At 70.2% G+C, this 25,257-nt stretch carries 19 protein-coding genes; 3 read left to right on the top strand and 16 right to left on the bottom strand.

The features are described from left to right. The first annotated feature begins 58 nt into the window (after positions 1–58). Entirely contained in the window at positions 59–1,003 is a 945-nt protein-coding gene (locus B1729_RS07495; RefSeq protein ID WP_163631728.1) for a Ppx/GppA phosphatase family protein, read from the top strand. A 22-nt stretch (positions 1,004–1,025) separates the two neighbouring features. Here the strand turns inward: B1729_RS07495 and B1729_RS07500 are convergent, their stop codons facing one another. The 7 genes from B1729_RS07500 to B1729_RS07530 form a co-directional block, all read right to left on the bottom strand. Then, entirely contained in the window at positions 1,026–1,787 is a 762-nt protein-coding gene (locus B1729_RS07500; protein WP_239539494.1) for a hypothetical protein, read from the bottom strand. A gap of 171 nt (positions 1,788–1,958) precedes the next feature. After that, a complete protein-coding gene (locus B1729_RS07505) occupies positions 1,959–2,963 on the bottom strand; it encodes a family 43 glycosylhydrolase (protein ID WP_163631734.1) in 1,005 nt (334 codons plus the stop codon). A gap of 107 nt (positions 2,964–3,070) precedes the next feature. Further along, positions 3,071–4,015 carry a carbohydrate kinase gene (locus B1729_RS07510; protein WP_163631737.1) on the bottom strand — a complete coding sequence of 315 codons (945 nt, stop codon included), beginning with the start codon at positions 4,013–4,015 and terminating at the stop codon, positions 3,071–3,073. Beyond that, on the bottom strand, positions 4,012–4,965 hold the full coding sequence (locus B1729_RS07515) for a carbohydrate ABC transporter permease (RefSeq protein ID WP_163617031.1): 954 nt from the start codon (positions 4,963–4,965) through the stop codon (positions 4,012–4,014). The genes B1729_RS07510 and B1729_RS07515 overlap by 4 nt, the downstream gene beginning before the upstream one ends. 3 nt (positions 4,966–4,968) lie before the next feature. Next, positions 4,969–5,910, bottom strand: a complete 942-nt coding sequence (locus tag B1729_RS07520; RefSeq protein ID WP_163617030.1) for a sugar ABC transporter permease — start codon at positions 5,908–5,910, stop codon at positions 4,969–4,971. A 58-nt stretch (positions 5,911–5,968) separates the two neighbouring features. Next, positions 5,969–7,258 (bottom strand): extracellular solute-binding protein, encoded by a 1,290-nt coding sequence (locus tag B1729_RS07525; protein WP_163617029.1) that lies wholly within the window; start codon positions 7,256–7,258, stop codon positions 5,969–5,971. Positions 7,259–7,299: 41 nt separating this feature from the next. Continuing rightward, positions 7,300–8,385: a LacI family DNA-binding transcriptional regulator gene (locus B1729_RS07530; protein WP_163631740.1), complete on the bottom strand. Its 1,086-nt coding sequence runs from the start codon at positions 8,383–8,385 to the stop codon at positions 7,300–7,302. A gap of 196 nt (positions 8,386–8,581) precedes the next feature. Here B1729_RS07530 and B1729_RS07535 point away from each other — a divergent pair, with 196 nt between their 5' ends. Next, the gene (locus B1729_RS07535) at positions 8,582–10,198 is read left to right on the top strand and encodes a glycoside hydrolase family 68 protein (protein WP_163631743.1); all 1,617 of its coding nucleotides are present in this window, start codon (positions 8,582–8,584) and stop codon (positions 10,196–10,198) included. 94 nt (positions 10,199–10,292) lie between these two features. Further along, complete coding sequence (locus B1729_RS07540; RefSeq protein ID WP_163631745.1) at positions 10,293–11,948, top strand: glycoside hydrolase family 32 protein; 1,656 nt, start codon at positions 10,293–10,295, stop codon at positions 11,946–11,948. On the opposite strand, the gene B1729_RS07545 is transcribed toward B1729_RS07540, so the two are convergent. The 9 genes from B1729_RS07545 to B1729_RS07585 form a co-directional block, all read right to left on the bottom strand. Then, positions 11,945–13,003, bottom strand: coding sequence for a LacI family DNA-binding transcriptional regulator (locus tag B1729_RS07545; protein ID WP_163631748.1), 1,059 nt, complete (start codon positions 13,001–13,003; stop codon positions 11,945–11,947). The genes B1729_RS07540 and B1729_RS07545 overlap by 4 nt on opposite strands. A 171-nt stretch (positions 13,004–13,174) precedes the next feature. Continuing rightward, complete coding sequence (locus tag B1729_RS07550) at positions 13,175–16,690, bottom strand: alginate lyase family protein (protein ID WP_163631750.1); 3,516 nt, start codon at positions 16,688–16,690, stop codon at positions 13,175–13,177. Positions 16,691–16,794: 104 nt separating this feature from the next. Then, the gene (locus tag B1729_RS07555; RefSeq protein WP_239539496.1) at positions 16,795–18,387 is read right to left on the bottom strand and encodes a family 43 glycosylhydrolase; all 1,593 of its coding nucleotides are present in this window, start codon (positions 18,385–18,387) and stop codon (positions 16,795–16,797) included. A gap of 24 nt (positions 18,388–18,411) precedes the next feature. Beyond that, complete coding sequence (locus B1729_RS07560) at positions 18,412–19,383, bottom strand: hydroxyacid dehydrogenase (protein WP_163631753.1); 972 nt, start codon at positions 19,381–19,383, stop codon at positions 18,412–18,414. Next, the gene (locus tag B1729_RS07565) at positions 19,380–20,297 is read right to left on the bottom strand and encodes a family 43 glycosylhydrolase (RefSeq protein ID WP_239539498.1); all 918 of its coding nucleotides are present in this window, start codon (positions 20,295–20,297) and stop codon (positions 19,380–19,382) included. The genes B1729_RS07560 and B1729_RS07565 overlap by 4 nt, the downstream gene beginning before the upstream one ends. Continuing rightward, on the bottom strand, positions 20,290–22,461 hold the full coding sequence (locus tag B1729_RS07570) for a glycoside hydrolase family 36 protein (RefSeq protein WP_239539510.1): 2,172 nt from the start codon (positions 22,459–22,461) through the stop codon (positions 20,290–20,292). The genes B1729_RS07565 and B1729_RS07570 overlap by 8 nt, the downstream gene beginning before the upstream one ends. Further along, positions 22,458–23,315 carry a hypothetical protein gene (locus B1729_RS07575; protein WP_163631756.1) on the bottom strand — a complete coding sequence of 286 codons (858 nt, stop codon included), beginning with the start codon at positions 23,313–23,315 and terminating at the stop codon, positions 22,458–22,460. Before B1729_RS07575 ends, B1729_RS07570 begins: the two co-directional genes overlap by 4 nt. Continuing rightward, positions 23,312–24,202 (bottom strand): carbohydrate ABC transporter permease, encoded by an 891-nt coding sequence (locus tag B1729_RS07580; protein ID WP_239525707.1) that lies wholly within the window; start codon positions 24,200–24,202, stop codon positions 23,312–23,314. The genes B1729_RS07575 and B1729_RS07580 overlap by 4 nt, the downstream gene beginning before the upstream one ends. Continuing rightward, positions 24,199–25,233 (bottom strand): sugar ABC transporter permease, encoded by a 1,035-nt coding sequence (locus B1729_RS07585; RefSeq protein WP_163617021.1) that lies wholly within the window; start codon positions 25,231–25,233, stop codon positions 24,199–24,201. Before B1729_RS07585 ends, B1729_RS07580 begins: the two co-directional genes overlap by 4 nt. Between the last annotated feature and the right edge of the window lie 24 nt (positions 25,234–25,257).

Genomic DNA, 25,257 nt, shown 5'->3' on the forward strand with positions numbered 1-25,257 from the left:
CCTCGCTGTTCCCACACGGCGACATGGCCGGGCACGCTGCTGCCGCTACTCTGAACGCGTGCGCCTCGGAGTCCTCGACATCGGCTCGAACACCGTCCACCTGCTGATCGCCGACGTCCGTCCCGGCGGCCGGCCTCTCGCGACGACGAGCCAGCGCACCGTGCTGCGCCTGATGCGCTACCTGGCGCCCGACGGCTCGATCACCGAAGAGGGCGTCACCGCGCTGGTCGCCGCGGTCACCCAGGCGCGCGAGGTCGCCGCGTCCGAGCACGTCGACGAGCTGCTCGCGACGGCGACGTCGGCCGTCCGCGAGGCGAAGAACGGCCCCGCGGTCATCGCGCTCATCGAGGCGGCGCTCGGCCAGCCGCTGCAGGTGCTGGGCGGCGAGACCGAGGCGCGGTACACCTTCCTCGCCGTGCGCCGCTGGTTCGGCTGGGCCGCCGGGCAGATCCTGCTGTTCGACATCGGCGGCGGCTCGCTCGAGATCGCAGCCGGGCCCGACGAGCTGCCCGAGGCCGCGGCATCCGTCCCCCTCGGCGCCGGGCGCATGACGATCCAGTTCCTTCCCGACGACCCGCCGGGCGAGGCCGCCGTCGAGAAGCTCCGCCACCATGCCCGCGCCACGCTCGCGCCTGTCGCCGCGACCTTCGGCAAGCTCGACCGCCCCGATCACGTGGTCGGCTCGTCCAAGGCGATCCGGTCGCTCGCGAAGCTCGTCGGCTATCCGGCGCCCGGCTGGTCGGGGATCGAGCGGATGCTGCTCCCCCGCGCCTCGCTCGGCTCGTGGATTCCGCGGCTCGCGCGCATCCCGGCATCCGCTCGACAGGAGCTGCCGGGGATCACTCCGGATCGCACGTTCCAGATCGTGGCCGGCGCCGTCGTGCTGCACGAGGCGATGCGCGCGCTCGACATCGACGAGCTCGAGGTCTCACCGTGGGCCCTGCGCGAAGGCGTGCTGCTGCGCTACATCGAGTCCCTCAGCTGGAGCGCGCCGAGCGCCTGACCACCGGGCGGCGGCCGCAGGACTACGTCTCGATGCGTTCCGTGAAGGCGGTGTGGATGCCGGAGATCGCGATTCCCGCCAGGTGCCAGTCGCGCGGACCTTCGACACCGAGCGAGACCGTGCGCGGACCGTCGATCATCACGGGGTTGATGCGGCGGTGGTCGCCCATGCCGTCGATCGTGGCCATGACGGCGATCGCGAGGTCGCGCTCGTCGAGCCCCGACCGCATGCGCAGCCCGAACGCGGCGTTGAGCACGCGGTAGAGCTCGGCCATCCGATCCAGATACCGCCCGACGATCTCCGACAGCAGCGCGCGGATTTCATCGCCGCCCGGCACCGCATCCCCGCTCGAGAGCGCCGCAGACATCGTCCGGTACACGCGCCAGGCGACGGTGTCCTCGACGGCGGCCATGTTGTGCGCCACCGTCGCGCGCAGGACTTCGCGAAGCGCCGCCTGCTGCTCCTCGGGTGAGCTCGCCGCTTCGGCGCCCCCGGTCACGGCGTGCTCGATGAACCCGAGCGTCTCGGCGTCGAAGCCGGTCTCGAACCCGGGATCGGCCTCGAACAGCGCACGGACCAGGTCCGCGACGAACGCCGCACGGTCGGGCCAGATGCGGAAGACCGTCGAGCGCGGGACGCCTGCGGCGCGGATCAGGTCTTCGAGCTCGATGTTGGCGTAGTCGAGCTGCAGCCCCTCCGCCTTGACCCGGGCGACGGCGACCTCGAGCATGAGCGCGCGCGTCTGACCCGCGGGTCTCCGCGATCGGGGTTCGGCATCCGGCATCCTCCGATTATCGCCCCGACGCGGTCTGTGTCGGACGGATGCCGCGCCACGGCCGGGATCGCGGTGCCGGGTCCCCACAACCCGGCACCGGCCCGGCTCTCCGCACGACGGCATGAGGCCGTCGACGCATCGCCGTGCTCGTCCCCCCAGAGTCCGAGCACCTTGGTCACTCTAGAGACTGGGAGTCTCAGGTCTCAAGTTACGGGTGTCATCGTTGAGCAGAACCTGATCCTCCGTAACCAGAAGCCGGTCCCCCTCCCACGCCACGGGCATGGGATCGGTGATGCCTCCGACGAACGCCCCGTCGTCGCCGGCGTTGCGGAACGCGAAGAGCAGCCACCGCCCATCCGAGCGGCGTCGCAGCAGACGCCCGACGTAGAGCCGCTCGTCAGTCAGGGGGTACGCGGCATCCACGTCGAACGGGCCGAGCAGGCTCTCCGCCGGCACCGCCCAGGTGCCTCCGCCGCCGTCGCGCCGCGCGTCGGTGGCGTGTTCGGCAAGGCAGGAGAAGATCAGCACCGGCCGCCCGTCGACGACCTCGGCCTGCAGCACTTCCAGCTGCCCGAACCCCTGCTCGCTCGGCACGGTCAGTGGAGCGCGCAACTCCCACGTGCGCAGGTCGGGCGACCAGGCGTGACCCACCACGCCTCGCCCGGCGACCGGCCCCTCCGGGGCGCGGGCGGTGAACAGCATGTGCCACCCGTCGCCGTCCGGGTCGGCGAACACCCAGGGGTCGCGGAAGGCCTCATCGTGCCAGGCGCCGCTCTCGAGCTTCTCGTACCAGGGCGCGCGTGCTTCGAGCACCGGTCCCTTCGCCTTCGTCCAGACGAGGAGGTCGGCCGAGGTGGCGTAGCCGATCCGCTGGACATTCCGGCCGTCGGCGGAGAGCGAGGCACCCGTGTAGAACATGAACCACGTCCCGTCCGGATGCCGCACCACCGAGCCCGTCCAGGTGGCGAGCTCGTCGAAGGCCGGAGCATCACTGTGCACGAGCGCGTCAGCGACCTGCGTCCACTCGACGAGGTCGGTCGACACCGCGTGGCCGATCGCCGCACGATGGTGGCGGGCGTCGGGATCATGGAGCGCGCGCGAGGCGTAGAGGAAGAACAGGTGGTAGCGGTCGCCGTCGTCGGCGAACCAGAAGTCCCATACCCAGGAGCCGGGGAGGTCGAACAAGGGAGAAGCCTTTCGAATGAGGCGTGACACAGCACGCCGGATGAAGTGGCCGGCTGGACGGCCGGAAGTGGGAGCCGCCCCGAAGAAGGAGCGTCGGTCGGTCCGCGTCACGCGATCCCCGCGAGCAGCTCCTCACGGCGCGGTGGGTCGGCGCCGGGTCGCGACACCGTGATCGCGGCGGCCTCGGCAGCGCGGCGCAGGAGCGCCTCGAGTTCGTCGGGATGGATGCCGCCACCCGGCGCCCGCAGGCCGAGTCCCGCTGCGCGAGCGAGAAGGCCGTCGATGAGCGCGCCCATGAAGGTGTCGCCGGCACCGACCGTGTCGACGACGTGGGTCGACGCGGCGGGAACCACGACCTCTGCGTCCGTCGTCACCGCGGTCGCCCCGTCGGCGCCGCGCGTGACCACGACCAGCGCAGGACCGACCATCACCCATTCACGTGCGACCTCGATCGCATCCCGACCCGGTTGCAGCCACTGCATATCCTCGTCACTGGCCTTGATGACGTCGGCGAGGCCGATGAGCTCGTCCACTCGGTCGCGGACCACCTGCGGGTCGCGCACGAGCGAGGGTCGGACATTGGGGTCGTAGGTGATGATCGCGCGGCCGTGCACCGCGCGCACGAGTGCGGCGACCTGGCCGGCGCCGGGCTCGAGGACGGCGCCGACCGAACCGAGGTGCACCAGGTCGGCCGAGGCGAACACGTCCTGCGCGAGTCGTGCGACATCGTCGCCGAGGTCCCACTCCAGGTCGAACGTGTAGGTCGCGGCCCCGCCCGCATCCAGCAGCGCGGTGGCGGTCGACGTTCGCACCGCGGTGACGGCGTCGACCGTGACCCCGGACTCCTCGAGCCAGCGGCGCACGCGGCGTCCGCCGTCGTCATCGGCGAGCCGTGTGACGAGGACCGGAGCGCGGCCGAGGCGACCCAGTGTCAGGGCGACGTTCGCCGGACTGCCGCCCGGCGCCTCGTCGACCGCCCCGCCGGCGCGGTGCACGATGTCGACCAGGGACTCGCCGACTACGACGACGCGCGGTGCGGCATCCGTTCTCATCCCTTCACCCCGCTCGCTGCGATGCTGCTCACGAATGCCCGCTGGAAGATCAGGAACACGATCAGCACCGGCAGCGTGATGAGCGACGTGTACGCCATCACCTCGCCCCAGGCGGTGTTGAGCTGGAAGAAGTACTGCATGCCGACCATGACGGGTCGCAGCTCCTCCTTCTGCACCACCATGAGCGGCCAGAGGTACTGGTTCCACGCGGGCAGGAAGGTGAGGATCGCGACGGTCGCGAAGGCCGGTCCCGACAGCGGCACGAGGATGCGACGGTAGATGGTGAACCAGCTGGCCCCGTCGATCCGCGCCGCCTCGTCGAGCGACTTCGGGATCGTCGAGAAGTACTGCGTGAACAGGAAGATCGAGAACGCGTTCGCGATGAACGGCACGATCTGCACCTCGTAGGTGTTGAGCCAGCCGAAGTCGTACTTGAGCACTCCGCCTTCGATCACGAGCGTCGGCAGCTGCGCCACCCAGTAGACCATCGGCACCGCGATGGTCTCGAACGGCACGATGAGCGTCGCGATCACGATCGCGAGGACGACGATGCGCCCCTTCCACTCCAGTCGCGACAGCGCGAAGCCCGCCATCGAGTTCACGATGAGACCGAGCCCGACGGTCAGGACCGTGACGAACACGGAGTTGAACAGGAACTGTGCGACGGGCACGCGATCGAAGACGCCGAAGTAGTTGTCGAGGCTGATGTCTCCGGTCGGCAGGAACGCGTTCACCGAATCGACGTCCTGCAGGATCTGCGCATCGGGCTTGAGGCTCGAGACGAACATGAACACGAGCGGGAACAGGAACAGCATGCCGAACAGCGACATCGCGATGTACAGGAGGATCTTCCCGCGCCGTCGATGCGACTTCTCGCTGCGGACGGGGCGCGCAGGCGGCGACGGGTGACGTGCGTCGCTCGCCGTGGTGAGGGTTCGGGTCTCGGACATGGGTCAGTCCTTCTCTCGCGTCAGCCGGCGCTGGATGAGCGCGATGATCAGCACGGCGACGAAGAAGATGAGCGAGATCGCGGCGGCATAGCCGATCTCCTGCTGCTCGTAGCCCTTCCGTACGGCGTGGAAGACGATGGTGGAGGTCGAGCCCTGCGGACCGCCCTGGGTCATCACATCGATCTGCACGAAGAGGCCGAGGGCGGCGATCGTGATCGTGACGAGCACGAACACCATCGTCGGGCGAAGGCCCGGCCAGGTGACGTTCGTGAACTGGCGCCATGGGCTCGCGCCGTCCATCCTGGCGGCCTCGTAGAGCTCCTCGGGAATCGTCTGCAGACCCGAGAGCCAGATGATCATGTGGAATCCGACGGCCTGCCAGATCGACATGAAGATGATGGCGCCGAGCGCGGTCTGCGGATCGTTCAGCCAGTCGGCCCCCGACCACAGGCCGAAGGTGAGGGCGTCGATCATCGAGTTGATGAGGCCGTCCTGCTGGTACATGAACTTCCACAGGATCGACACCACGACGATCGAGGTGACGACCGGGATGAAGAAGATCACACGGAAGGCGGTGACCCCGCGCATGCGCCGGTTGACGAGCACCGCCAGCAGCAGCCCGAGAGCCGCCTGCACCGGCACGACCACCAGCGCGAAGACGGCGGTGTTGCCGACGGACTGCACGAACAGCGGGTCGGCGGTGAACGCGCGGGTGAAGTTGTCCAGCCCCACGAAGCGCGGGGGGTTGGGCGAGATGAGCCGCGCGTTCGTGAACGAGAGCGTGAACGCGAGGATCACGGGGATGATGAGGAACAGGACCAGGAGGATGCCGGCGGGGGCGATCATCCCGAGGCCGGCCCAGGTCTCGCGCCCCTTGATGGAGCGGAAACGACGGAGTTCGCGCCGAGGTTCTTCGGCGGCGACCGTCGGTGGAGTGACAGTCATGGCAGGTCTCTCTGAGGATGCGCCGGCGGGGGCATGAGGCCCCCGCCGGCGCGGCGGATCACTGGAAGCCGTACCCGTCGTTCGACGCGATGTTCGCGTCGATGTCCGACACGGCGCGATCGAGCGTCTCCTGCACGTCGGCGCCGCTCATGATGTCCTTCGCGGCGGTCTCGAACGTGGCCGAGATCACGGCGTAGGCGGGCGTCTCGGGACGCAGCACCGCGTACTCCTGCGAGAACTCGACGAACGGGCGCAGGGCGCCGTCGTCGCCGAAGTACTCCGACGCCTGCGCGGCCGCCTCGGTGGCGGGGATCACGACCTGCTTGTCGGCGAACTCGGTGATGTACTCGTCCTGGAAGCTGAACTCGAGGTACTCACGAGCGCCGTCGGCGTCGTTGCACTCCGAGGAGATGCCCCACTGCCACGAGCCGCCGCCGATCTTCGGGCCGTTGCCGAGGTCCGGCGGGGGCAGGATGAGCAGGTCGTCGCCGACAGCGTCGAGCGCGGCGACGGCGTTCCAGACACCCGTGTAGCTGAGCGCCACCTCGTCGTCGACGAACTCCTGGTTGCCGACCGTCCCGCTGTTGTCGGCGTAGCCGTCGGCGAAAAGACCGGCGAACCACTCGCCCCACGCGACCGCGTCGGGTCCGTTGAGCGCGCCGTCCGCGGTGAGCATGGTCGAGCGATCGATCAGGTCACCGCCGAAGCTCTGCAGCAACGGCGAGTACGCGTACGGCCACCATTCGCCGGTGTCCTCGGCGCCGATGTCGATCGGCGTCTCGTACCCGGCATCCTTCAGCGTCGCCAGAGCGGCGCCGAACTCGTCGGCCGTCCACGGCTCCTCCATCGTCGGGATGCGGATGCCGTTGCCCTCGAGCACCGACTCCCGCGCGAAGATGGCGAGCGCGGCATCCCAGTACCCCGCCGAGTAGATCTCGTCCTCCCACACGCCGACCGCGGTGGGCAGCAGCGAGTCGGTGAGCTCGGTGGGCAGCTCGAGCGGCTGCAGGTACCCGGCCCACGCCCAGTTGGGCATGATCGGCCCGTCGAGGTCGAGAAGGCAGGGAAGATCTCCGGATGCCGCGGCGGCGACGATCGCGTCGTTGTAGGCGCCCTGCGGGAACGACTCGTGAACGACCTCGTACTCGTCCTGCGAGTCGTTGAAGTCGGAGATGATCTGCTCGTAGACCTCGAGCTCGGCGGGGTTGCCCGCCGAATGGGTCCACATCGTCAGCTGTGTGCGGCCGTCCGCGGTCGTGGCGTCTCCTTGACCGGCTTGCCCGCAGCCGGTCAAGGCGATCGCCGTGACCAGACCCGCGGACACGAGGATCGGGGTCCTTGTGCGCATTGTTGTGGTTTCCTTTTCTTGGTGACTCACGCCCGCGTGGGTCACCGATCGGTGGCCGCCTCCGGCGGCCTCTCGGTGTGTGAAGCCCGTCGCCGGTTCGGTTTGGCGACTTGCGCCGGCGGCGGGCCTACGGAGTCTCGTCGGATGACGGGACACTCCATGAGGTGCGTGGCGTCCTCATCCCCCTCTGCGCGGACGCCGAGCGCGACCTCCATCGCCCAGCGCCCCATGGCGTAATGGGGCAGGGCGACGGTGGTGAGGGGGGGATCCTGTTCCGCGGCGATGAGCTGCTGGTCGTCGTAGCCGACGACCGAGAGGTCACGCGGAATGTCGAGGCCGCGGCGGTGGGCGGCGATGTACACGCCGGCTGCCATGCGGTCGTTGAAGCAGAAGACGGCGGTGGGGCGTCGCTCGTCGGGCAGGTCGAGCAGGAGGTCCGCCGCGGCGCGACCGCCCAGCGCGGACGTCTCGGCCCGGACGTGGAGGGTTGCATCGACCGGGATGCCGGCTTCGGCGAGCACCTCGACGTAGCCCTCATGACGCAGGGTCGAGGCGATCGGCGTTTCATCGGTGTCGATGTAGGCGATGCGACGGTGCCCGGCCGCGACGAGTTCGCGCACCGCGGCCGCCCCGCCGGCGCGGTCGTCGGGGACGACGCTGCGATGGCCGCCCGCCTCCGGCCGGCAGTCGAGGAACACGGTCTGCGCGGGGAGACCCTGTGGGACGTCGACCACCCGGTGCCACATGCAGGCATAGATCATCGCATCGACCTGCTGCGCCGTGAGCGCGCGGATCGCCTCGCGCTCGATGGTCTCGTCGCCGCCGGTGTCGAGCAGGTAGACGAGGTGTCCGTTTTCGCGGGCGGCATCCTGCGCGCCGGCGAGCATGCGACCGGCGAAGGGCGTCGTCGCGATCTGGTCGGAGATGAGGCCCACCGTGCGCGTCTGCTGGGTGCGCAGACCTCGCGCGACAGAGCTGGGTGCGTAGCCGACCGTGCGGGCGGCCTCGCGCACCCGCTGCCGTGTCTCGTCCGAGATGCGAGACTCCACGTCGTTCATGACGAGCGACACCGTCGTCACCGAGACGCCGGCTGCCGCCGCGACGTCTGAGATCCGTGCCCTTGCCATGTTTGCTCACTCCGGTGTGATAAATCGATTTATCGAACGGGTCGATTATGAACCGACGATCGGCGTCACGTCAAGCACCATGTCTCCGAAGCTCCCTGTCCCCCGAACGGCCGACATGCGCGATCCGCTTGTCCGTGTCACTATGGAGATCGGTGCAAATCGATTTGCATCATCTGATCTCGAAGGAGCTCCAGAAATGAACACTCCCCCGAAGCGCGTCAGGCGCATCCTGACCGGCGGCATCACCGCCGCCGCCGTCGCGGTATCGGCACTGGTCGGCCTGCCCGCCGCTGCCGCCGTCGGCCCGACCACCGCAGCGGCTCTGCCCGACCTGCAGGACGGACCCGAGCCGACCGTCCACACCCAGGAGGCGTATGCCCCCGAAGACGACTTCACCGCCAAGTGGACCCGCGCGGACGCGCGGCAGCTCAAGCGCCTGTCCGACCCGACCGCGGGCTCGAAGCAGAACTCGATGCCCACCGAGCTCACGATGCCTGCCGTCCCGCAGGACTTCCCCGACATGAGCAACGAGGAGGTCTGGGTCTGGGACTCGTGGCCGCTGACCGATGAGGACGCGAACCAGTACAGCGTCAACGGCCAGGAGATCATCTTCTCGCTCGTGGCCGACCGCAACCTCGTGTTCGACGAGCGGCATGTGTTCGCGAAGATCGGCTACTTCTACCGCCCCGCCGGCGTCCCCGCCGACCAGCGGCCCGAGAACGGCGGCTGGACCTACGGCGGCCTCGTCTTCGACGAGGGCGTGACCGGTCAGATCTTCCCCGACCAGTCGTACAGCCACCAGACCCAGTGGTCGGGTTCGGCGCGCATCTCGAAGGGCGGCGAGATCAAGCTGTTCTTCACGGACGTCGCGTTCTACCGCAACGAGGACGGCAGCAACCGCAAGCCCTACGACCCGCGCATCGCGCTGAGCGTCGGCAAGGTGCACGCCAACAAGAACGGCGTGAAGCTGACTGGATTCGACGAGGTCACCGACCTGCTGCAGGCCGACGGCACGTACTACCAGACCGGCGCGCAGAACGAGTTCTTCAACTTCCGCGACCCGTTCACGTTCGAGGACCCGGCCCACCCCGGTGAGACCTTCATGGTCTTCGAAGGCAACTCCGCCATGCCGCGCGAGAGCGCGACCTGCAACGAGGAGGACCTCGGCTACCGCGAGGGAGATCCCTTCGCAGAGACGGTCGAGCAGGTGAACGCCTCGGGCGCCACGTACCAGATCGGCAACGTCGGTCTGGCGAAGGCGAAGAACGAGGAGCTCACCGAGTGGGAGTTCCTGCCGCCCATCCTGTCGGCGAACTGCGTCACGGATCAGACCGAGCGTCCGCAGATCTACATGAAGGACGGCAAGTACTACCTCTTCACCATCAGCCACCGCGGCACGTTCGCGAACGGCATCGACGGTCCTGAGGGCGTCTACGGCTTCGTCGGCGACGGCATCCGCAGCGACTACGAGCCGATGAACGCCGGCTCGGGCCTCGCTCTCGGCAACCCGACGAACCTGAACTTCGCGGGCGGACAGCCCTTCGCCCCGGACTTCAACCAGCCGATCGGGCACTTCCAGGCGTACTCGCACTACGTGATGCCCGGTGGACTGGTGCAGTCGTTCATCGACACGATCGGCACGGAGGGCGACTTCCGCCGCGGCGGCACTCTCGCCCCGACGGTGAAGATCGACATCGACGGCGCCTCGTCGGCGGTCGACTACTCGTACGGCAACGGCGGGCTCGGCGGCTACGCCGACATCCCGGCGAACATCAACATCAACCCCGGCGGCAACGAGAAGACGCTGCGCTGACCGGAACAGCAGAACGATGGATGCCTCGGCACGGCCTCGTGCCGGGGCATCCGCCCGCCGCATCCCCGCCCGATCCACAACGGAAGGATCCGTCATGCCCGAAGGCGACATCCCCTACACGCCCCGCCGCCGACGCTCCCTCGTGATCGCCGTCGCCGCCGCGCTCGCGGTGCTGGCCGTGGCAGTGGTCGCTGTGCTGGCCATCGGCCTTCCCCGGGAGCAGGACGCGCAGACAGCTCCCTCGCCGACCGCGCCGTCGACCGGTGGGTCCGAGCGACCGGCGGACTGGTCGCCGCATCGGCCGGGGATCCACATCACGCCCGGCGAGAACTGGATGAACGACCCCCAGAAGCCGTTCCTCCTCGACGGCGTGTGGCACTACTACTACCTCTACAACGCCGACTATCCCGACGGGAACGGCACGGCCTGGTACCACGCGACTTCGACCGACCTCGTGCACTGGAAGGACGAAGGGGTCGCGATCGAGAAGTACGCCAACGGCCTCGGCGACATCTGGACCGGCACGGCCGTCGTCGACGAGAAGGGCACCGCCGGCTTCGGCGCCGGCGCGGTCGTCGCCCTGGTCACGCAGCAGGTGGACGGCGTGCAGCGGCAGTCGCTGTTCTTCTCGCGCGACGACGGGTACAGCTTCGAGTCCTACGACGGCAACCCGGTGATGGACAACCCCGGCGTCGCCGACTGGCGCGATCCCCGCGTGTTCTGGGACGAGTCGGCCGGGCACTGGGTGATGGCGCTCGCCGAGCACGACCGGATCGGCTTCTACACATCGCCGAACCTGCGCGAATGGACCTACACGTCGGACTTCGCCACCACCGGGCTCGGAGTGCTCGAGTGCCCCGACCTGTTCCCCATGTCGGTGGACGGGGATCCCGACGACGTGCGATGGGTGCTCGTCGCAGGCGCCAACGGCGCCGCTGAGGGCATGACCACCGGCACCGCCTACTGGGTCGGCGAGTGGGACGGCGAGCGCTTCGTCGCCGACGGCACCGGCCACCAGTGGCTCGATCACGGACCCGACTACTACGCGGCGGTCACGTGGGACGACCCGCGGCTCGGGGAGGAGGAGCGACTCGCGACGCGCTACAGCATCGGGTGGATGAACAACTGGGCGTACGCGGGCCGGTTCCCGACCGAGGGGTGGCAGGGCGGATCCGACTCGATCGTCCGCACGATCACGCTCGGCTCCGAACGAGGGCGAGCCACCTTGCGCTCGACGCCCGCATCCGAGCTCGATGCCCTCGAGGGCGAGCCGCAGCCCATCGACGACGTGCGGCTCGCCGCCGAGAGCGCCGTGGAGCTGGAGGTGCCGGCATCCGGGGCCTACCGGGTGCGGCTCGATGCCTCGGGCGAAGCGGGCGAGCTGCGCGTCAAGGTCCAGACCGGGGACGGGAGCTTCGCAACCGTCGGCTACGACTTCGATGGGCAGGTCGCCTTCGTGACGCGGGACGCCGACGCGGTCGCGGGGAGCATGCCCGACGCGTACCGGCAGGTGCGGACGGCACGCGTCGAGCCGACGGACGGGCGGATCGAGCTCGACATCGTCGTCGACGCCGCCTCGATCGAAGTGTTCGCGGGCAGGGGCGAGGCCGCGCTCACCATGGCGACCTTCGGGACCGCGGGCGAGCGTGGGCTGCTGCTCGAGGGCGCCCGGGGTGAGGTTGTCGTGTCCGACGCGAGCCTCACGCCGCTGCGGGTCGCACCGGTCGCACGCGCACTCGAACGCGGTTAGCGGGACGGGCGGGCAGGCGGCGGGGCGACCGATTCGCGCTCGACGAGCCATCCGCGCACCAGGTGAAGGCCTTCGCCGAGGGGCGGCGCCGTGCCGTCGATCCGGTCGAGCAGGCGCGTCATCCCCCAGCGGCCCATGCCGTCGTGCGGCAGCGCGATCGTGGTGAGGCCCGGGTCGAGGGCATCGGCGACCGGATGCAGGTCGTCGATGCCGACGACCGAGAGTCCGGCAGGAACGGAGATGCCGCGCCGCGCCGCCGCCTGCATCACCCCCATCGCGATCTGGTCGTTGAAGCAGATGACGGCCGTCGGCGGCGCCGGCTGATCGAGCAGCCGGCCGCCCGCCTCGCGTCCGCCCGCCGCATCCGAGGAGCAGAACTCGAGTCGGCCGTCGCCCAGAGCGATGCCCGCGTCGCCCAGGGCGGAGCGCACGCCGATCAGGCGTCCTCGGGCCGCGCGGGACTCGTCGATCGTGCCGATGTACGCGACCTCGCGGTGCCCCTCCCTCATGAGCCGCTCACACGCCAAGGTGGCGATCTGCGCCTCATCGGGCACCACCGCGTCGACCTCCCAGCCCGGCTCCGGCGCGGCGTCGACGAGAACGACCGGCACCTCGTCCGGTACCGCTGGTCGATCGACGCGCTGGTGGTACATGCGCGCGATCAGGAGCCCGTCGACGCGCTGCGCGAGGAAGCGGGCGACGAGGTCGCGTTCCACTTCCGCGTCACCGCCGCTCTCGGCCACCATGAGCAGCACATCCCGCTCGAGGCCGGCGCGTCGTGCGCCCTCGATGATGCGCCCCGCGAACGGCGTGGCGGCCAGGTCATCACCGATCAGCCCCACGACGCCGGTGCGGCGCCGACGCAGTCCGCTCGCGACCCGGTCGGGGACGTACCCCAGCTCGCGTGCGACCGCCAGGATCCGTTCGCGGGTCTCGGCATTGACGGCCCGCGCGCCGCTCAGCGCGTGCGAGACGGTCGTCGGCGAGACGCCGGCTGCTGCGGCGACGTCGCTGACCCGCGCGCGTCCACTCCCGGGAGTCGCAGCTGTCGGCATGCATTCAGCCTATGGGTGCGGGTGCGCGCGCCGAGAGGAACGCCGAGAGGGTGGATTTCCGCACCGGCCGACCACCGGCCGGCCGGAGCGGAGAAGTCATGCCGACGGATGCCGCGGCCGACGTCCGGGCGGCGAGGAGGCCGGTCCTGGACCGCCCCCTCGCCGCCGATGTCAGCCGGAGAACGGCACCACGCTGCCGAACAGCCGGAGCTCGGCGACGCCGAGGATCTGACCGTTCGCGATGCGGATGTAGCGGTACTCGGCCTGTCCCTGCACCGGCCACCGCTGCCATTCGAGCGTCTTCGCGGGAACGCCCGGAGTCAGCCGGGTCCACGTCTGGAGGTCGTTCGAGCCCTCGAGGCGCATATCCGCGATGCGGGACGTTCCGTACCCGTCCTGCCGCACGAGCAGTTCGGCGCCCGTGAGCGTCACGCGGGAGTCGGTGCCGAAGTCCCACACGTTGCCGTAGGTTCCCGCGTTCAGGCGCGTGTCGGAGTGCGTCGCCGCATCGCCGTCGAACATCTTCGCCGCGTACTGGGTCCACGCGGCATCGACGACGCCGTCTGGACGCAGCACGGTCGCGCCGCGGAACGCGTCGTCGAGCAGTCCCTCGTCGGTGGACAGGAACAGCTTCGAGCCGTCGGTGGTCGCGGCGACGGGGTCGGCCGTCCGGCCGTCCGGCGTCGTGAACGCGATCGCGAAGGTGACCGCGGCGCCGGCCTCGGCCGCAGCAGGCACGGCCGCGGAGGCCACCCACTCGCCGGGGGCGGGAGACGTGACCTGTGCCGGTTCGCCGAGCAGCGTCACCTCCACCGCGGTGTTGCCCGCCGGGCCTGTCATCCGCAGGTCGACGCGGTCGCCCGCCACCACCCGACCGGCCACGCCGTCCGGCGACGACATCGTGACCGTGTCCATGGCACCGGTCGCCTCGCTGCGCACCCCGTCGATGCGGATGTCGGCGATGCTCCAGATGCCCGGGTACGCCGGATCCGACGGCACCCCCGGCTCGTCGACCTGGAACTTGAGGAACCGGAACCGCTGGTCGCGGACCTCGTCGCGCACCGGGATCCACTCCACCGCGGCATCCTGTCCCGCATTCGGGTGCTGGGTGAGGAGCGTCCAGGTCGCGCCGTCGTCGGAGCCGTACACATTGGTGCCCTCAGCCCGGTTGGGGAACGTGTCGCGCGCCTGGATTCCGAATGCCTCGGCGGAGACGCGGAAGCCCGGCCCGAAGTCGAACGCGATGCCGGTCACACGCTGATCGCCCCACGACGTCTGGTTGTCGCCGTCTGCGAGCGCCCGGAGCTGCGAGGAGCTGAGCGCCGGAGCGGTCACGATCCCGGTGTAGTCGAGCGAGCCGTCCGTCAGCCGCGGGTTGAGCAGCTGCAGCTGCGCGATCGCATCGCCCAGCCGATCCAGCAGATCGGCGAACTCGGCCGGGCTCGCGGTCTTGCGGGCCCGCTGCGCTTGTGACTGGAGATCCTCCACCGGCTGCCACGTCGCCGTCGTGTACAGCTCCGCGCCGCCCTCGATGCGCTCGAGGAGCTTGCCGATCGCCGACGCGCGGTTCGGGGCGACGGTGACCGCGACGGGAAGCGCCGTCACGGTGGTGCCATCGGACGCGGTGACGATCATGTCGGCCCTGCCGCTCTGCGACGGCGTCCAGCTGACGGTGCCACCGGCAAGGTCCGCGCCCGCGGGCGCGTTCTGCAGCTCCAGCTGCCCCTCGCCACCGCCGGTATCCGTGGTCGGGAAGGCCCGCGTCCACGCCTCGCCAGCGACGGCCATGACGTCCACGGCGGGGGCGTCGGCGAACACGGGTGGGGTGAGCACGCCGTTCGCCTGGGCCAGCACGCCCGCGACGTCGACCACGGCGTCCGATCCTGTGGCCTTCAGGAACACGATGTTGTCGCCGACGGCGCCGGGCGCCTTGTCGGCGTTCACGTCGAGCCAGACATAGCGCCACTGGCCGTCGGTATCGGGCACCACGATCTCTTCGTACTGCTGCTCCTGGGAAGTGCGCGCGACCTGGAGCCGTGCGACCCCGTCGCTGCGGACCCTGACGCCGACCAGGGAGGTCTTCGTCCTGTCGGACCACACCGCACGCCGCACGGCGAGCTGCGCGTCGTCCGCCGCGGCGTCGAGGCGGATGAAAGAGGTGCCGTCCTCGTCCGTGTCGCGCTGTGCTCCTCCGCCGAGCGACGTGCCGAAGCTCCCCGTCGAGAGCTCGGGGCCGTCGGCGAGCGGCGCGGCCGCGCCGGGGACGTCGGCGAGCTCGGGCGGGTACGCCACCCAGTACTCGGCAGCGGTGTAGTCCGAGCCGCGGTCGTTCCAGAAGTTCTGGACGGCGGAGCCGTAGTAGTACAGCGGTCCGTCACGGTGCGCGTAGAGCTCGGCGACGTGGGGCGCCACGGCCTCGACGTCGACACCGGCGACATAGCGATACTGCAGGTACGCCTCGCTCATCGGATCCTGCAGCCGGCCGCGGTAGGCCTGCGAGATCGCGCCCCCCTCGGTCGCGGGGATGTACGGCACCTCTTCGCCCATCATGAACGCGCCGAAGGTGTCGGCACCGGCGAGGATGCGGTTGTCGAGGAACCGGTAGGGTGACACGGCGTCGGGCGCCGACGAGACGGTGCCGGCGACGGGGTCGAGAGTCGTGCCCTGGTTGTCGACGAGGCGCGCGAGGGCGACGAAGATGTCGACGTCCCCCTGGCCGTGGGCCTGGTCGCGCAGCATCTCCATGTGCTGGACGAACGGCGCACCGGTGGTGTTCCCCGGTGCGTCGGCGGGAATCTCACGGAAGAGCGAGGCGAGGGCGCCGTTGACGTCTCCGCCGTACAGGTCGTGCTCGCTCTGGTAGCCCGCGTTGACCGTGAACCATTCCACGCGCTCCGCGTAGAGGTCGGCGTCGTCGAGGAAGATCGCGGCGGCCACCATGCCGATCACACCGTACAGGTGCTGGTTCCACAGCCGGTTCTGGGAGGAGAGGAACGTGTCGAGCACAGGACGCACGAGGTTGTCCTCGAGGCGCTGCTGGTCCTCGTCGGTCCAGCGCAGGTCGTAGCCGTCGAGCGAGTCGTTCGCGGTGTCGGTGCCCCGCACCACTTCGGCGGCGATCAGCATGTAGTACAGCGGCACGCCGGTGTGGATGTGCGCGTCGGCGAAGTAGGCGTACTTGGCCGGGTCGAGGTTGCTCCAGGTGCGCAGCACGTGCAGCGCGTTCGCGCGGTACTGCTCGTCGCCGGTGACGACGTACTCGAGCGCCTGTGCCATGGCACCGAGACTGTCGCGGAGGGCGCTGGAGCGCATGCCGGCGCTCGCGTACGCGTCGTTCTTCGGAGTGTCGGTGGCGTCCTTCGCGTTCTCGGGCACGAAGGTGCGCGCGGCGTACTTGGTCTGGGTCATGGCTTCGTAGTAGCTCGCCCAGGGATCCACGCCGGCGAGCACCTGGGTACGCATGTTCTCGAGGTGGTCCGCGGTGAACCCGACACCGGGATGCGCGAAGCCGGCCTCGCTGATCGTCCGGACGATGGCGGGCACGGATGCCGGAGCCACCGGTTCTTCGGCGGCTGCGGGGCTGGCGACCGCGGGCTGCAGCGCCGTGAGGGCGCCCGCGACCGTCAGGGCCATGACCGTCAGCGCTCCGATCGCGCGGCGCGCGGCTCGTTGTTGCTGGATCTTCATCGATCTCTCTTCCTGTCGCCGCGATCGACACCGGTCGCGGATGGAGGGTGGATAACGTTTGCCGGTTAACGATGTCGTCCCCGGCGCATCACGTCAAGGGGCAATCAGCGCGCGGGGTCGGGCTCGAAGCGCACGGCGACGCGATCGAGGTCGGCCGTCCACCCGCGCCCGTCGAGGTCGTCGGCGCGCACGCCGAAGAACAGCCCGGTGAAGCGGAGCCGGGGCCCGTGGTCGTCCGACAGCGTCCATGCGGGATGAACGCCGGGGACCGGCATCCACTCTTCCGAATCGGGCTCGGCCCACGCGCACCGCAGCTCCGGACCGTCGAGCGACAGCCGCAGCCGCAGCGGGCCCGAAGGCACGGAGACAGGCGCGGACCTTGTCGTGGTCGCGCCGTCGCGGCGCACTACGCGCAGGTGCCGGCCGTTGTCGTCGTCGTAGGTCAGCTGCAGCTGGATCCATCCCGACCGGTCGTACCAGGCGATCGGGCCGGCGGTCTCGCGAGGCGTGCGCGGCGCCGCGTCCAGCAGCACCTCGAGCGAGGCGCGGTGCTCCTCGACGCGCGTCAGGATCAGGGATTGGTCGAAGACGGATGCCGCGGAGTGACCGCCCCGCAGCCGCAGCCATCCGGGCCGGGCGCCGAGATCCGCGACCGCGCCGGGCAGTGCTGCCCGCAGCGCCGACCAGCGCCGCGAGTCGAGGGCGTGGGTGTCGAAGTCGTCGGTCCAGCCGCGCGGGCCGGGTGCGGCATCCGTCCCCTCCGCCACACCGGGCGCTGCGACCTCGACGCTCGCATGATGCCCGCCGTCTGCGAGCCGCAGCCAGCCGTCGTCGTCGAAGACGACGTGCTGCAGACAGGTCTCGCGACCGAGCGTGCTGTACCGCTCCCCCAGATGCAGGGTCGGGCGACTCGCCAGGTGCGCGAGCACCCAGTCGCCGCCGGGCGTCTGCACCAGTTCACCGTGCCCCGCCTTCTGGAGCGGATGCCCCGGCGCATCGCGCGTCGTGAGCACCGCTTCGCGCGGGTCGCGCTCGTAGGGTCCGAGCAGGCTGCGGGATCGCGCCATGGTGATGCCGTGGTTCCACCCGGTGCCTCCGGCGGCGATCAGCAGGTAGTACCAGTCGCCGATGCGGTAGAGGTTGGGCCCTTCGACGAGGCCGCTCTCACCGTAGATGCGCACGGCCTCGCCGCTCGTCCGGCGCTCGGCGGGCAGGTACTGCTCCACCACCAGCCCCGAGAACGACGGGAACTCCGGCCGCTGGTCCCACTGCACGCCGACGATCCAGTGGGTGCCGTCGGGGTCGTGGAAGAACGAGAAGTCGAATCCGCGCGATCCCAGGTGGACCGGCTCGCTCCACGGACCAGTGATGGCCTCGGCGGTGACGAGGTAGTTGTCGATGTCCTTGTCGTCGCCGTCCATGCTGCGCACGATCGAGTACGCGAGCCAGAACTTCCCGTCGGCATGCGTCAGACTCGGCGCCCACACGCCGCCGGAGTCGGGGATGCCGCGCAGGTCGAAGCCGTCGTCGAGTGCGTGGCCGATCGTGGACCACTGCGCGAGGTCGCGCGAACGGTGCAGGCGGACGGCCGGGTGGTATTCGAACGTGCTCGTCGCGAGGTAGTAGTCGTGCCCGACGCGCAGGATCGACGGGTCGGGGTTGAACCCGCGCAGGACCGGGTTGTGGATCACGGGCACGATGCGCCTCCAGGGACGACGGTGTCAGGGCAGGACGGGCATCGGGTGCGCGAAGGGCGCGCCGGCGACGAAGCGTTCGATCTCGGCGAGCGCCACCTCACCCAGGCGTCGCAGTTCGTTGCCCGTCGATCCTGCGAGGTGGGGCGTGAGGAACGCGTTCGGCAGGGTGTAGAGCGGATGCCCCGGCTCGAGCACGTCCGGCTCGGTGACGTCGAGCACGGCCCGCAGCCGTCCGCGCCGGAGTTCGGCGACGAGGGCCTCCTGGTCGACCAGCGCACCTCGTGCCGTGTTGATCACCGTGGCGCCGTCCGGCAGCGCCGCCAGGACGGCAGCCGACACCATGCCGATCGTCGACGGCATCTCAGGTGCATGGATCGAGAGGATGTCGCACCGTGCGGCGAGCGCCCCGAGGTCGGGGACGAGCTTGGCCCCGAGCCGCGCCGCGGTCTCGGGGGTGGCATAGGGGTCGTAGAGCAGGACGCGGACGTCGCTGCGCTGAAGCTTCTCGATGACGAGCGTGCCGATGGTCGAGGCCCCGACGATCCCGACGGTCGTGCCGTACAGCCCGGTGCGCGGCAGCTCGGCTTCGCGGTCGATGAACCGCTGCTCGGCGCTGTAGCGGCGCGAGGCCCAGAACGCGTCCTTCGCGGCGAGCGTGATCATCGCGAGGGTGAATTCTGCGACCGGGATCGCATTGGCCGCGCGAGCGGTGGAGATGCGGATGCCGCGGCCCGACGCCGGGCCGTCCAGCCCGCCGTTGCCCCCACTCCAGTGCACGATCGCCCGCAGCTTCGGGAACGCGTCCAGGTCGCCGGGGCTGATCTTGGCACCCCAGCCGGCGATCAGCAGCTCGACCCCGGACGGGTCCGGGATGCCGGCGAGCGAGGTGGCGGCATCCGCGGTGTCGATCTCGAGGATGTCGCTCAGCTTCTCCCGCTCGGCGTCGCCGAACACGAACGGCACGAGCGCCGGGTCCATCAGCAATGCGGCCCTCATGCGCCGAGCTCCTCGATGCTCCACCGGTCGCGCCACTCGAGCTCCACGCCGCCATCGCGGATCCGCAGCGGGAGCCACACCGCCGGCGACTCCGCCAGCCGGGACGGATCCCAGCGGTCGCCGATGTACACGTACCCGTCGCCGACGGGCGCCACGACGCTCACCTGCGACTCGAAGGTACGGGTGCCGGGCGGCGCGACGGGTCGCCACGGATCCCACGGGCCGTCCAGCGCCGAGGCACTGGTGTACATGTTGTCGTTCATGCTCCAGCCGGTGAGATCCGAGCCGAACAGGTAGTAGCGGCCCTCGTGACGCACGAGGGTGGGCGACTCGTAGCCGATCGCCGGGTTCGCCTGCTGGCGGAGCGTCGCCACGACCGCCTCGACGCCGAGATGATCCTCGCGGAGGCGGTAGATGTGCAGGCCGTGGTCGCGGTCCTCCGAGAGCAGGTACCCGACACCGTCCTCCTGGTAGACGCCGATGTCGCGGCTGAGATTGCCCAGCGGACGCTCGCTGCGAACGTAGGTGTAGGGACCCTCGGGGCGGTCGGCGATCGCGAAGCCGACGCGCGCGTACGCGTAGTCGCCCGCCTCCCCCTCGACCGGTCCGTCGACGTGCAGCAGCATCACCCAGCGCCCGTCGGGGCGCTGCAGCACTTTGGGACGCTCGACGACGCGATCGGGGCCGATGTCGCCGTCAGCCTGGGTCAGTGCGTCGCCCTCGTAGCGCCACTGTGCGAGGTCTTCCGAGGAGTAGCACGCGACGGCCGTGAACCGGTCGCCCGCCGCCTTGTCCTCGCCCCACGCGAGCCACCGGTCGCCGACCCGCTGCAGGCCGATGCCGTGCAGCTGCGCCGTCCGGCCGCGGTCGTCCGTGAACACGCGTCCGGGGACGATCGCGCCGCGCTCAGCCACGGGTCACCCGCAGCACGCGTGCGCCGATCCCTGCGGGCGTCGACACCTCGAGCCCGCCGGGCCCCACGTCGAGCCCCCACCCGGCTCCATCGGCCGGGAACAGCACCTCGGTCTCGCCCGCGACCCCGGGGATGGTGAATGCGGCGGGAGCGGCATCCCGATCCCACACGAACAGCAGGTCGGCGTCGGCGGTGCGAAGCCCCAGGCAGAGCGCCTCGTCGTCCCACGCGGGAAGCCCGAGCGGCCAGAACGGCAGGGCGGTGGTGAGCGAGTCGCGCAGGTCCTTGTGCAGCGCCACCGCCTCGGCGATGCGCGCCCGCTGGTCGGGCCGCAGCTCGTCGAGGAACCCCGACAGGTACAGCCGGCCGCTCAGCCCCGTCACGAGCGTGAACGCGGTCTCTTCGGCGCTCATGTCGCGGGCCGGGTAGGCCCAGTTGCCGCACTGCTCGGGAAGGATGGATGCCGGCGCCGACGCCGCGATCGGCGGATACAGGCGGAAGTCCTGCTGGTCGCTCGTGGACTGCAGGTGCGTGACCGCCAGCAGCGCGTAGTCGGCGCGCATCGCGCCCGAGCTGCAGTTCTCGAGACGCAGCGACGGATGCCGCTCCTGCACCCGCACCAGCCAGTCGCGGAAGGCGCGGGTGTGCGCGAGCAGTCCATCCCCCGCCGTGGTGGCGTGGTGCTCGGTCCCCGCACCCGGGTTGATGTTGTAGTCGAGCTTCAGATAGCGGATGCCGAACTCCTCGACGAGGTGATCGACGGTCGCGTCCAGATGCGCGCGAGCGGCAGGATGCCGGAAGTCCAGGTGGTAGCGGCGGTCCTCCTGCACGCGCTGCCCGAACCGCTGGAAGAACGCCTCGTCGGGGAGCCGTGATGCGGCGGGGCTGTCGACGCCGACGACCTCGGGCTCGAGCCACAGTCCGGGCGCCATGCCGGCGTCGCGGATCGCGTCGATGACGCGCCGCAGCCCGCCGTCGGGGAACCGTGCGGGTGCCTCGCGCCATTCGCCGACGGTCGACCACCAGTCCCCGATCGCGGGGTCGGCGAACCATCCGGCGTCGATGCAGAACACCTCGACGCCCGCCTCGGCCGCGCGGCGCACCAGCGGCAGCAGCTCGTCGGTCGTCGGCTGCCCCATCAGCGTGTTCATGAAGTCGTTGTACACGACCGGAAGGTGCTGCGCGCCGGCCGCACCGCGCAGCCAGCGCCGGTACCGGGTGAGCTCGCCGAGCGCATCACCTGGGCTGCCCGGACCACCGGGGCTGGCCGGACCACCGGGGCCGCCGGGACCACCGGGGCTCTTCGGCGCGACCGCCAGCACGACCGGCACGGCGGTGAACGCCTCTCCGGGCAGCAGCTCGTGCGCCCACTGGTGCTCGAGATCGGTCGGGCCGAGCAGCGACAGCACCCCGCCGTCTCGCGCCTGGCAGAGATCCGCGCGCCATCCCGCGCTCGTCTCGATCTGCCACGCCAGCGTCTCGCCGTCGGCTCGAGAGAGGTAGCCGCACGGCACGTGCTCGCCGCTCGACCAGCCACCGTGGCTCGTGAGCCCGGCGTGCCCGCGCGCGTCCTGCGCGTGGAGGGCGAGCGAGATGTCAGGCAGCAGCGTCCGCAGCGGAACCTCGCTCCACCTGACCTCGGCGAGCCACTCGCTCGCCGCCGAGCCCCACACCATCTCGTCCAGATCGCGCGCCGAGCGGCCGAACCCGATCGTCGCCGAGGAGATCGCGGCGATCACCACGGCCTCGCGTCCGGCGTTGCGGATCTCGCTCTCGATGCGCGCCGTCGAGGTGCCCGTGGGCGCCGTGACGGTGGTGCGCACCTCGATCCCGCTGACGGCGTCGCTCTGCACGACGACGGCGCGCACGGCGTCCGGCTCGGCGATGACCTGCGATCCCTGGACGCGCAGCCGCTCGCCGACGGCCGACCGCCAGTACGCCTGGCTGGTGCGGGCGCGCTGCTCGGTCGACGTGAACACCTCGACGAGACCGACGCCGGGCCGGCCGCTGTGCGTCGACGACGGCACGACCAGCGACGCCGGCGCGTCGTTCCCCCACCGCAGCTCGAACACGCCGACGCGCGCGCGGCTCGTGACCGGTGTCGGTGCAGCGGGTGCGCTCTCGCGCGGGATCAGGACGGAAGGGTGATGGACGGCTTCGGTCACGGAGTCTGTCTCGTCTCGTCGTTCAGCGGAAGACGCAGCGCGTCGTTGCAGATATGGATGCCGGCGCCCACCGTCGCGGGCAGGAAGAGGGCGATCGCGGGGCCGATCAGCGGCAGCGCCGTGGCTGCCAGGCCCAGCCCGATGAGGAGGAGCCAGCTGAGCGCGATGTGCGGACGACGCGCGATGGCCTTGGCCGCGGCCGTCACCGTGTCGATCGCGCTGGCGTCGATCGTGCGGTCGGGGCGTTTCGTCTCGCTCGTTCCTCGCTCGCTCAACGACCGGAAGCCGACGACACCCGGTCGTTGAGCGGAGGGCGCTCTAGCGCCCGCAGACGAAACGCCTGCATTCACGGGCTGCGCCGCCGCGACGACGCACACCCCGATCAGCAGCACGACGGCGAGCGCCGCCGCGGCCGCGGCCAGCAGCACGACCGCGTCGGCGCCGCCGAACAGGGCCAGGTCGTACTGGAGCACCACCACCACGACGCCCAGCCCGAGTGCGGCCCACCAGAGATCGCGGCATCCGCGCGCGAACGACGTCCAGAACTCCCGCCCGGCGGGCGCGTCGCCGCGTTCTGCCAGCAGCGAGCGGGCACCGCGCAGCAGCGCGTACGTCGCCGGCACGAGCGGCAGCAGCGCCGCCGCTCCCAGCCACACCGCGAGATGCGTGGCCTGCCAGCCGACCAGGGCCGTGAAGGCGAGCACGGGGACGAGGCATCCGATGAACGAGACCGACAGCAAGAAGTGGCGGTAGACGGTCAGCACCGTGGCCGCGAGCGGGCCGTCGAGCGCGAGAAGGGTGCGCACGCGCGACACCACGCCGCCGCGCTGCGAGGTCGTGGGCGCGGCGCTCATCCCTTCACCGCCCCGACAGACATGCCCTTGATGAAGTAGCGCTGGAAGGCTGCGAAGATCGCCACCGACGGGATGATCGCCAAGATGGCGCCGGTGTAGATGAGCTGCCACTGCGACGTGAGCAGCCCCACCATCCGGTTGATCGCGACGTTGATCGTGCCGGCGGAGGACGAGTCGAGGAACACCAGCGGGATGAAGAAGTCGTTCCAGAGGCCGAGCGCCTGGATGATGACGAACGCCGACGTCACCGGCAGCAGCATGGGGAAGACGATCGCCCAGAACGTGCGCAGGCGCCCCGCGCCGTCCATGTTGGCCGCCTCTTCGACCTCGATCGGGATGCCCTTGATGAAGCTGCAGTAGAGCAGGATGCCGAAGCTCGCCGCCCCGCCGAGATGCACCAGCACCACGCTGGTCAGCGTGCTGTACAGGCCGACCTCGTCGAATCCCTTGACGAGCGGGATCATGCGCACCTGGAACGGGATCATGAGGCCGGCGATGAAGAGGATGTAGACGAACCGCGAGGTGCGACCCCCGACGCGCTCGATGCCGTACGCCGCCATCGGCACGATCGCGATCAGCAGCACGACCGTGGCGAGCGTGATGATGAGCGTGTTGACGAGCGCCTCGCCGTAGTCCGTCTCCTGGAACAGCTGCACGTAATTGTCGAGGGTGAACTGCGTGGGCAGCCCCATCGGATCCATCGTGATCTCGCCGTACGACCGGAACGAGTTCAGCAGCGCGTACAGCACGGGGCTCGCGACGATCAGCACCAGCACCGCGAGGACGACCATCACGACGACCTGGCCGGCGGTCAGCCGCTTGCGGCGTCGCGGGCGCCGGCGGCGCGTGTGCTCCGGCGTGACGAGCAGTTCCGTCTCGGTGCTCATGCCTGGATCTCCCTCTTGCGCATGTAGGCGTTCGCCGCCACGGTGCTGACGATCACCACGAGGAACAGCACGATCGCGGCCGCGCTGCCGAAGCCGGCGCGGTACTCGCCGAAGCCGACCTTGTAGATGAAGAACGCCATGGTCTCGCTGACGAACCCGGGCCCGCCGGACGTGAGGACCATGACCTGGTCGAAGATGGTCCACCCCGCGATCATCGCGAGCGTCATGTTGACCGTGACCGCGCCCGCGAGCATCGGCCACGTGACGTGGCGGAAGACCTGGCGGCTGTTCGCGCCGTCGATCCGCGCGGCCTCGACCAGGTCCTGCGGCACGGACTGCAGGTTGGCGAGGTAGATGAGGGTGGTGTTGCCGCCGAGGGTGAAGCACGTGATGAAGAGGATGACCCACACCACGATCGAGCTGTCGCCCAGCCAGTCCCGCGCCCACTCGGGCAATCCCATGTCACGCAGGAAGACGTTCACGGCGCCGAAGTTGTAGTTGAGCAGGTACTTCCAGATCGTCGCGAGGATGAACGCGCTGACGAGCGAGGGAAGGTACACGGCGGTGCGGAACAGCCCCTGCCACCGGCCGACGTGGTCGAGCATCAGGGCCACGCCGAGCGAGATGGCGTTGATGATGACCGCGGATCCGAGACCCAGGATGAGGGTGTTCTTGACGGCGTTCCAGAACCTGCCGCTCCCGAGGATCTCCTCGTAGTTGGCGACGCCGACGTAGTCGTAGTCGGGGCTGATGCCGTCCCAGTTCGTGAAGCTCAGCTGCAGTGACTGCACCGACGGCACGATCACCATGAGCAGGTACACGACCAGCGCCGGGGCGATGAAGCCGAGCATCACCCAGCGCACTCTCCGGAAGCGGCGTATGCGGCGCCTCTCGCTCGGCGGTCCGGCCGGAACGAACGGGACGTCGTCGGCCGCGCCCTCCGGCGCGCCGTCGAGCGGGCCTTCGCCGGTGAGCCGGACGGCGGCGCCGACCACCGCGGTCTGCCCCTGCAGGGCACTCTGATCAGTCATGGAGACCTCCTCGCCTCCGTTCCA

The organism is Microbacterium sp. B35-04, assembly GCF_010634885.1.
Taxonomy (GTDB): domain Bacteria; phylum Actinomycetota; class Actinomycetes; order Actinomycetales; family Microbacteriaceae; genus Microbacterium.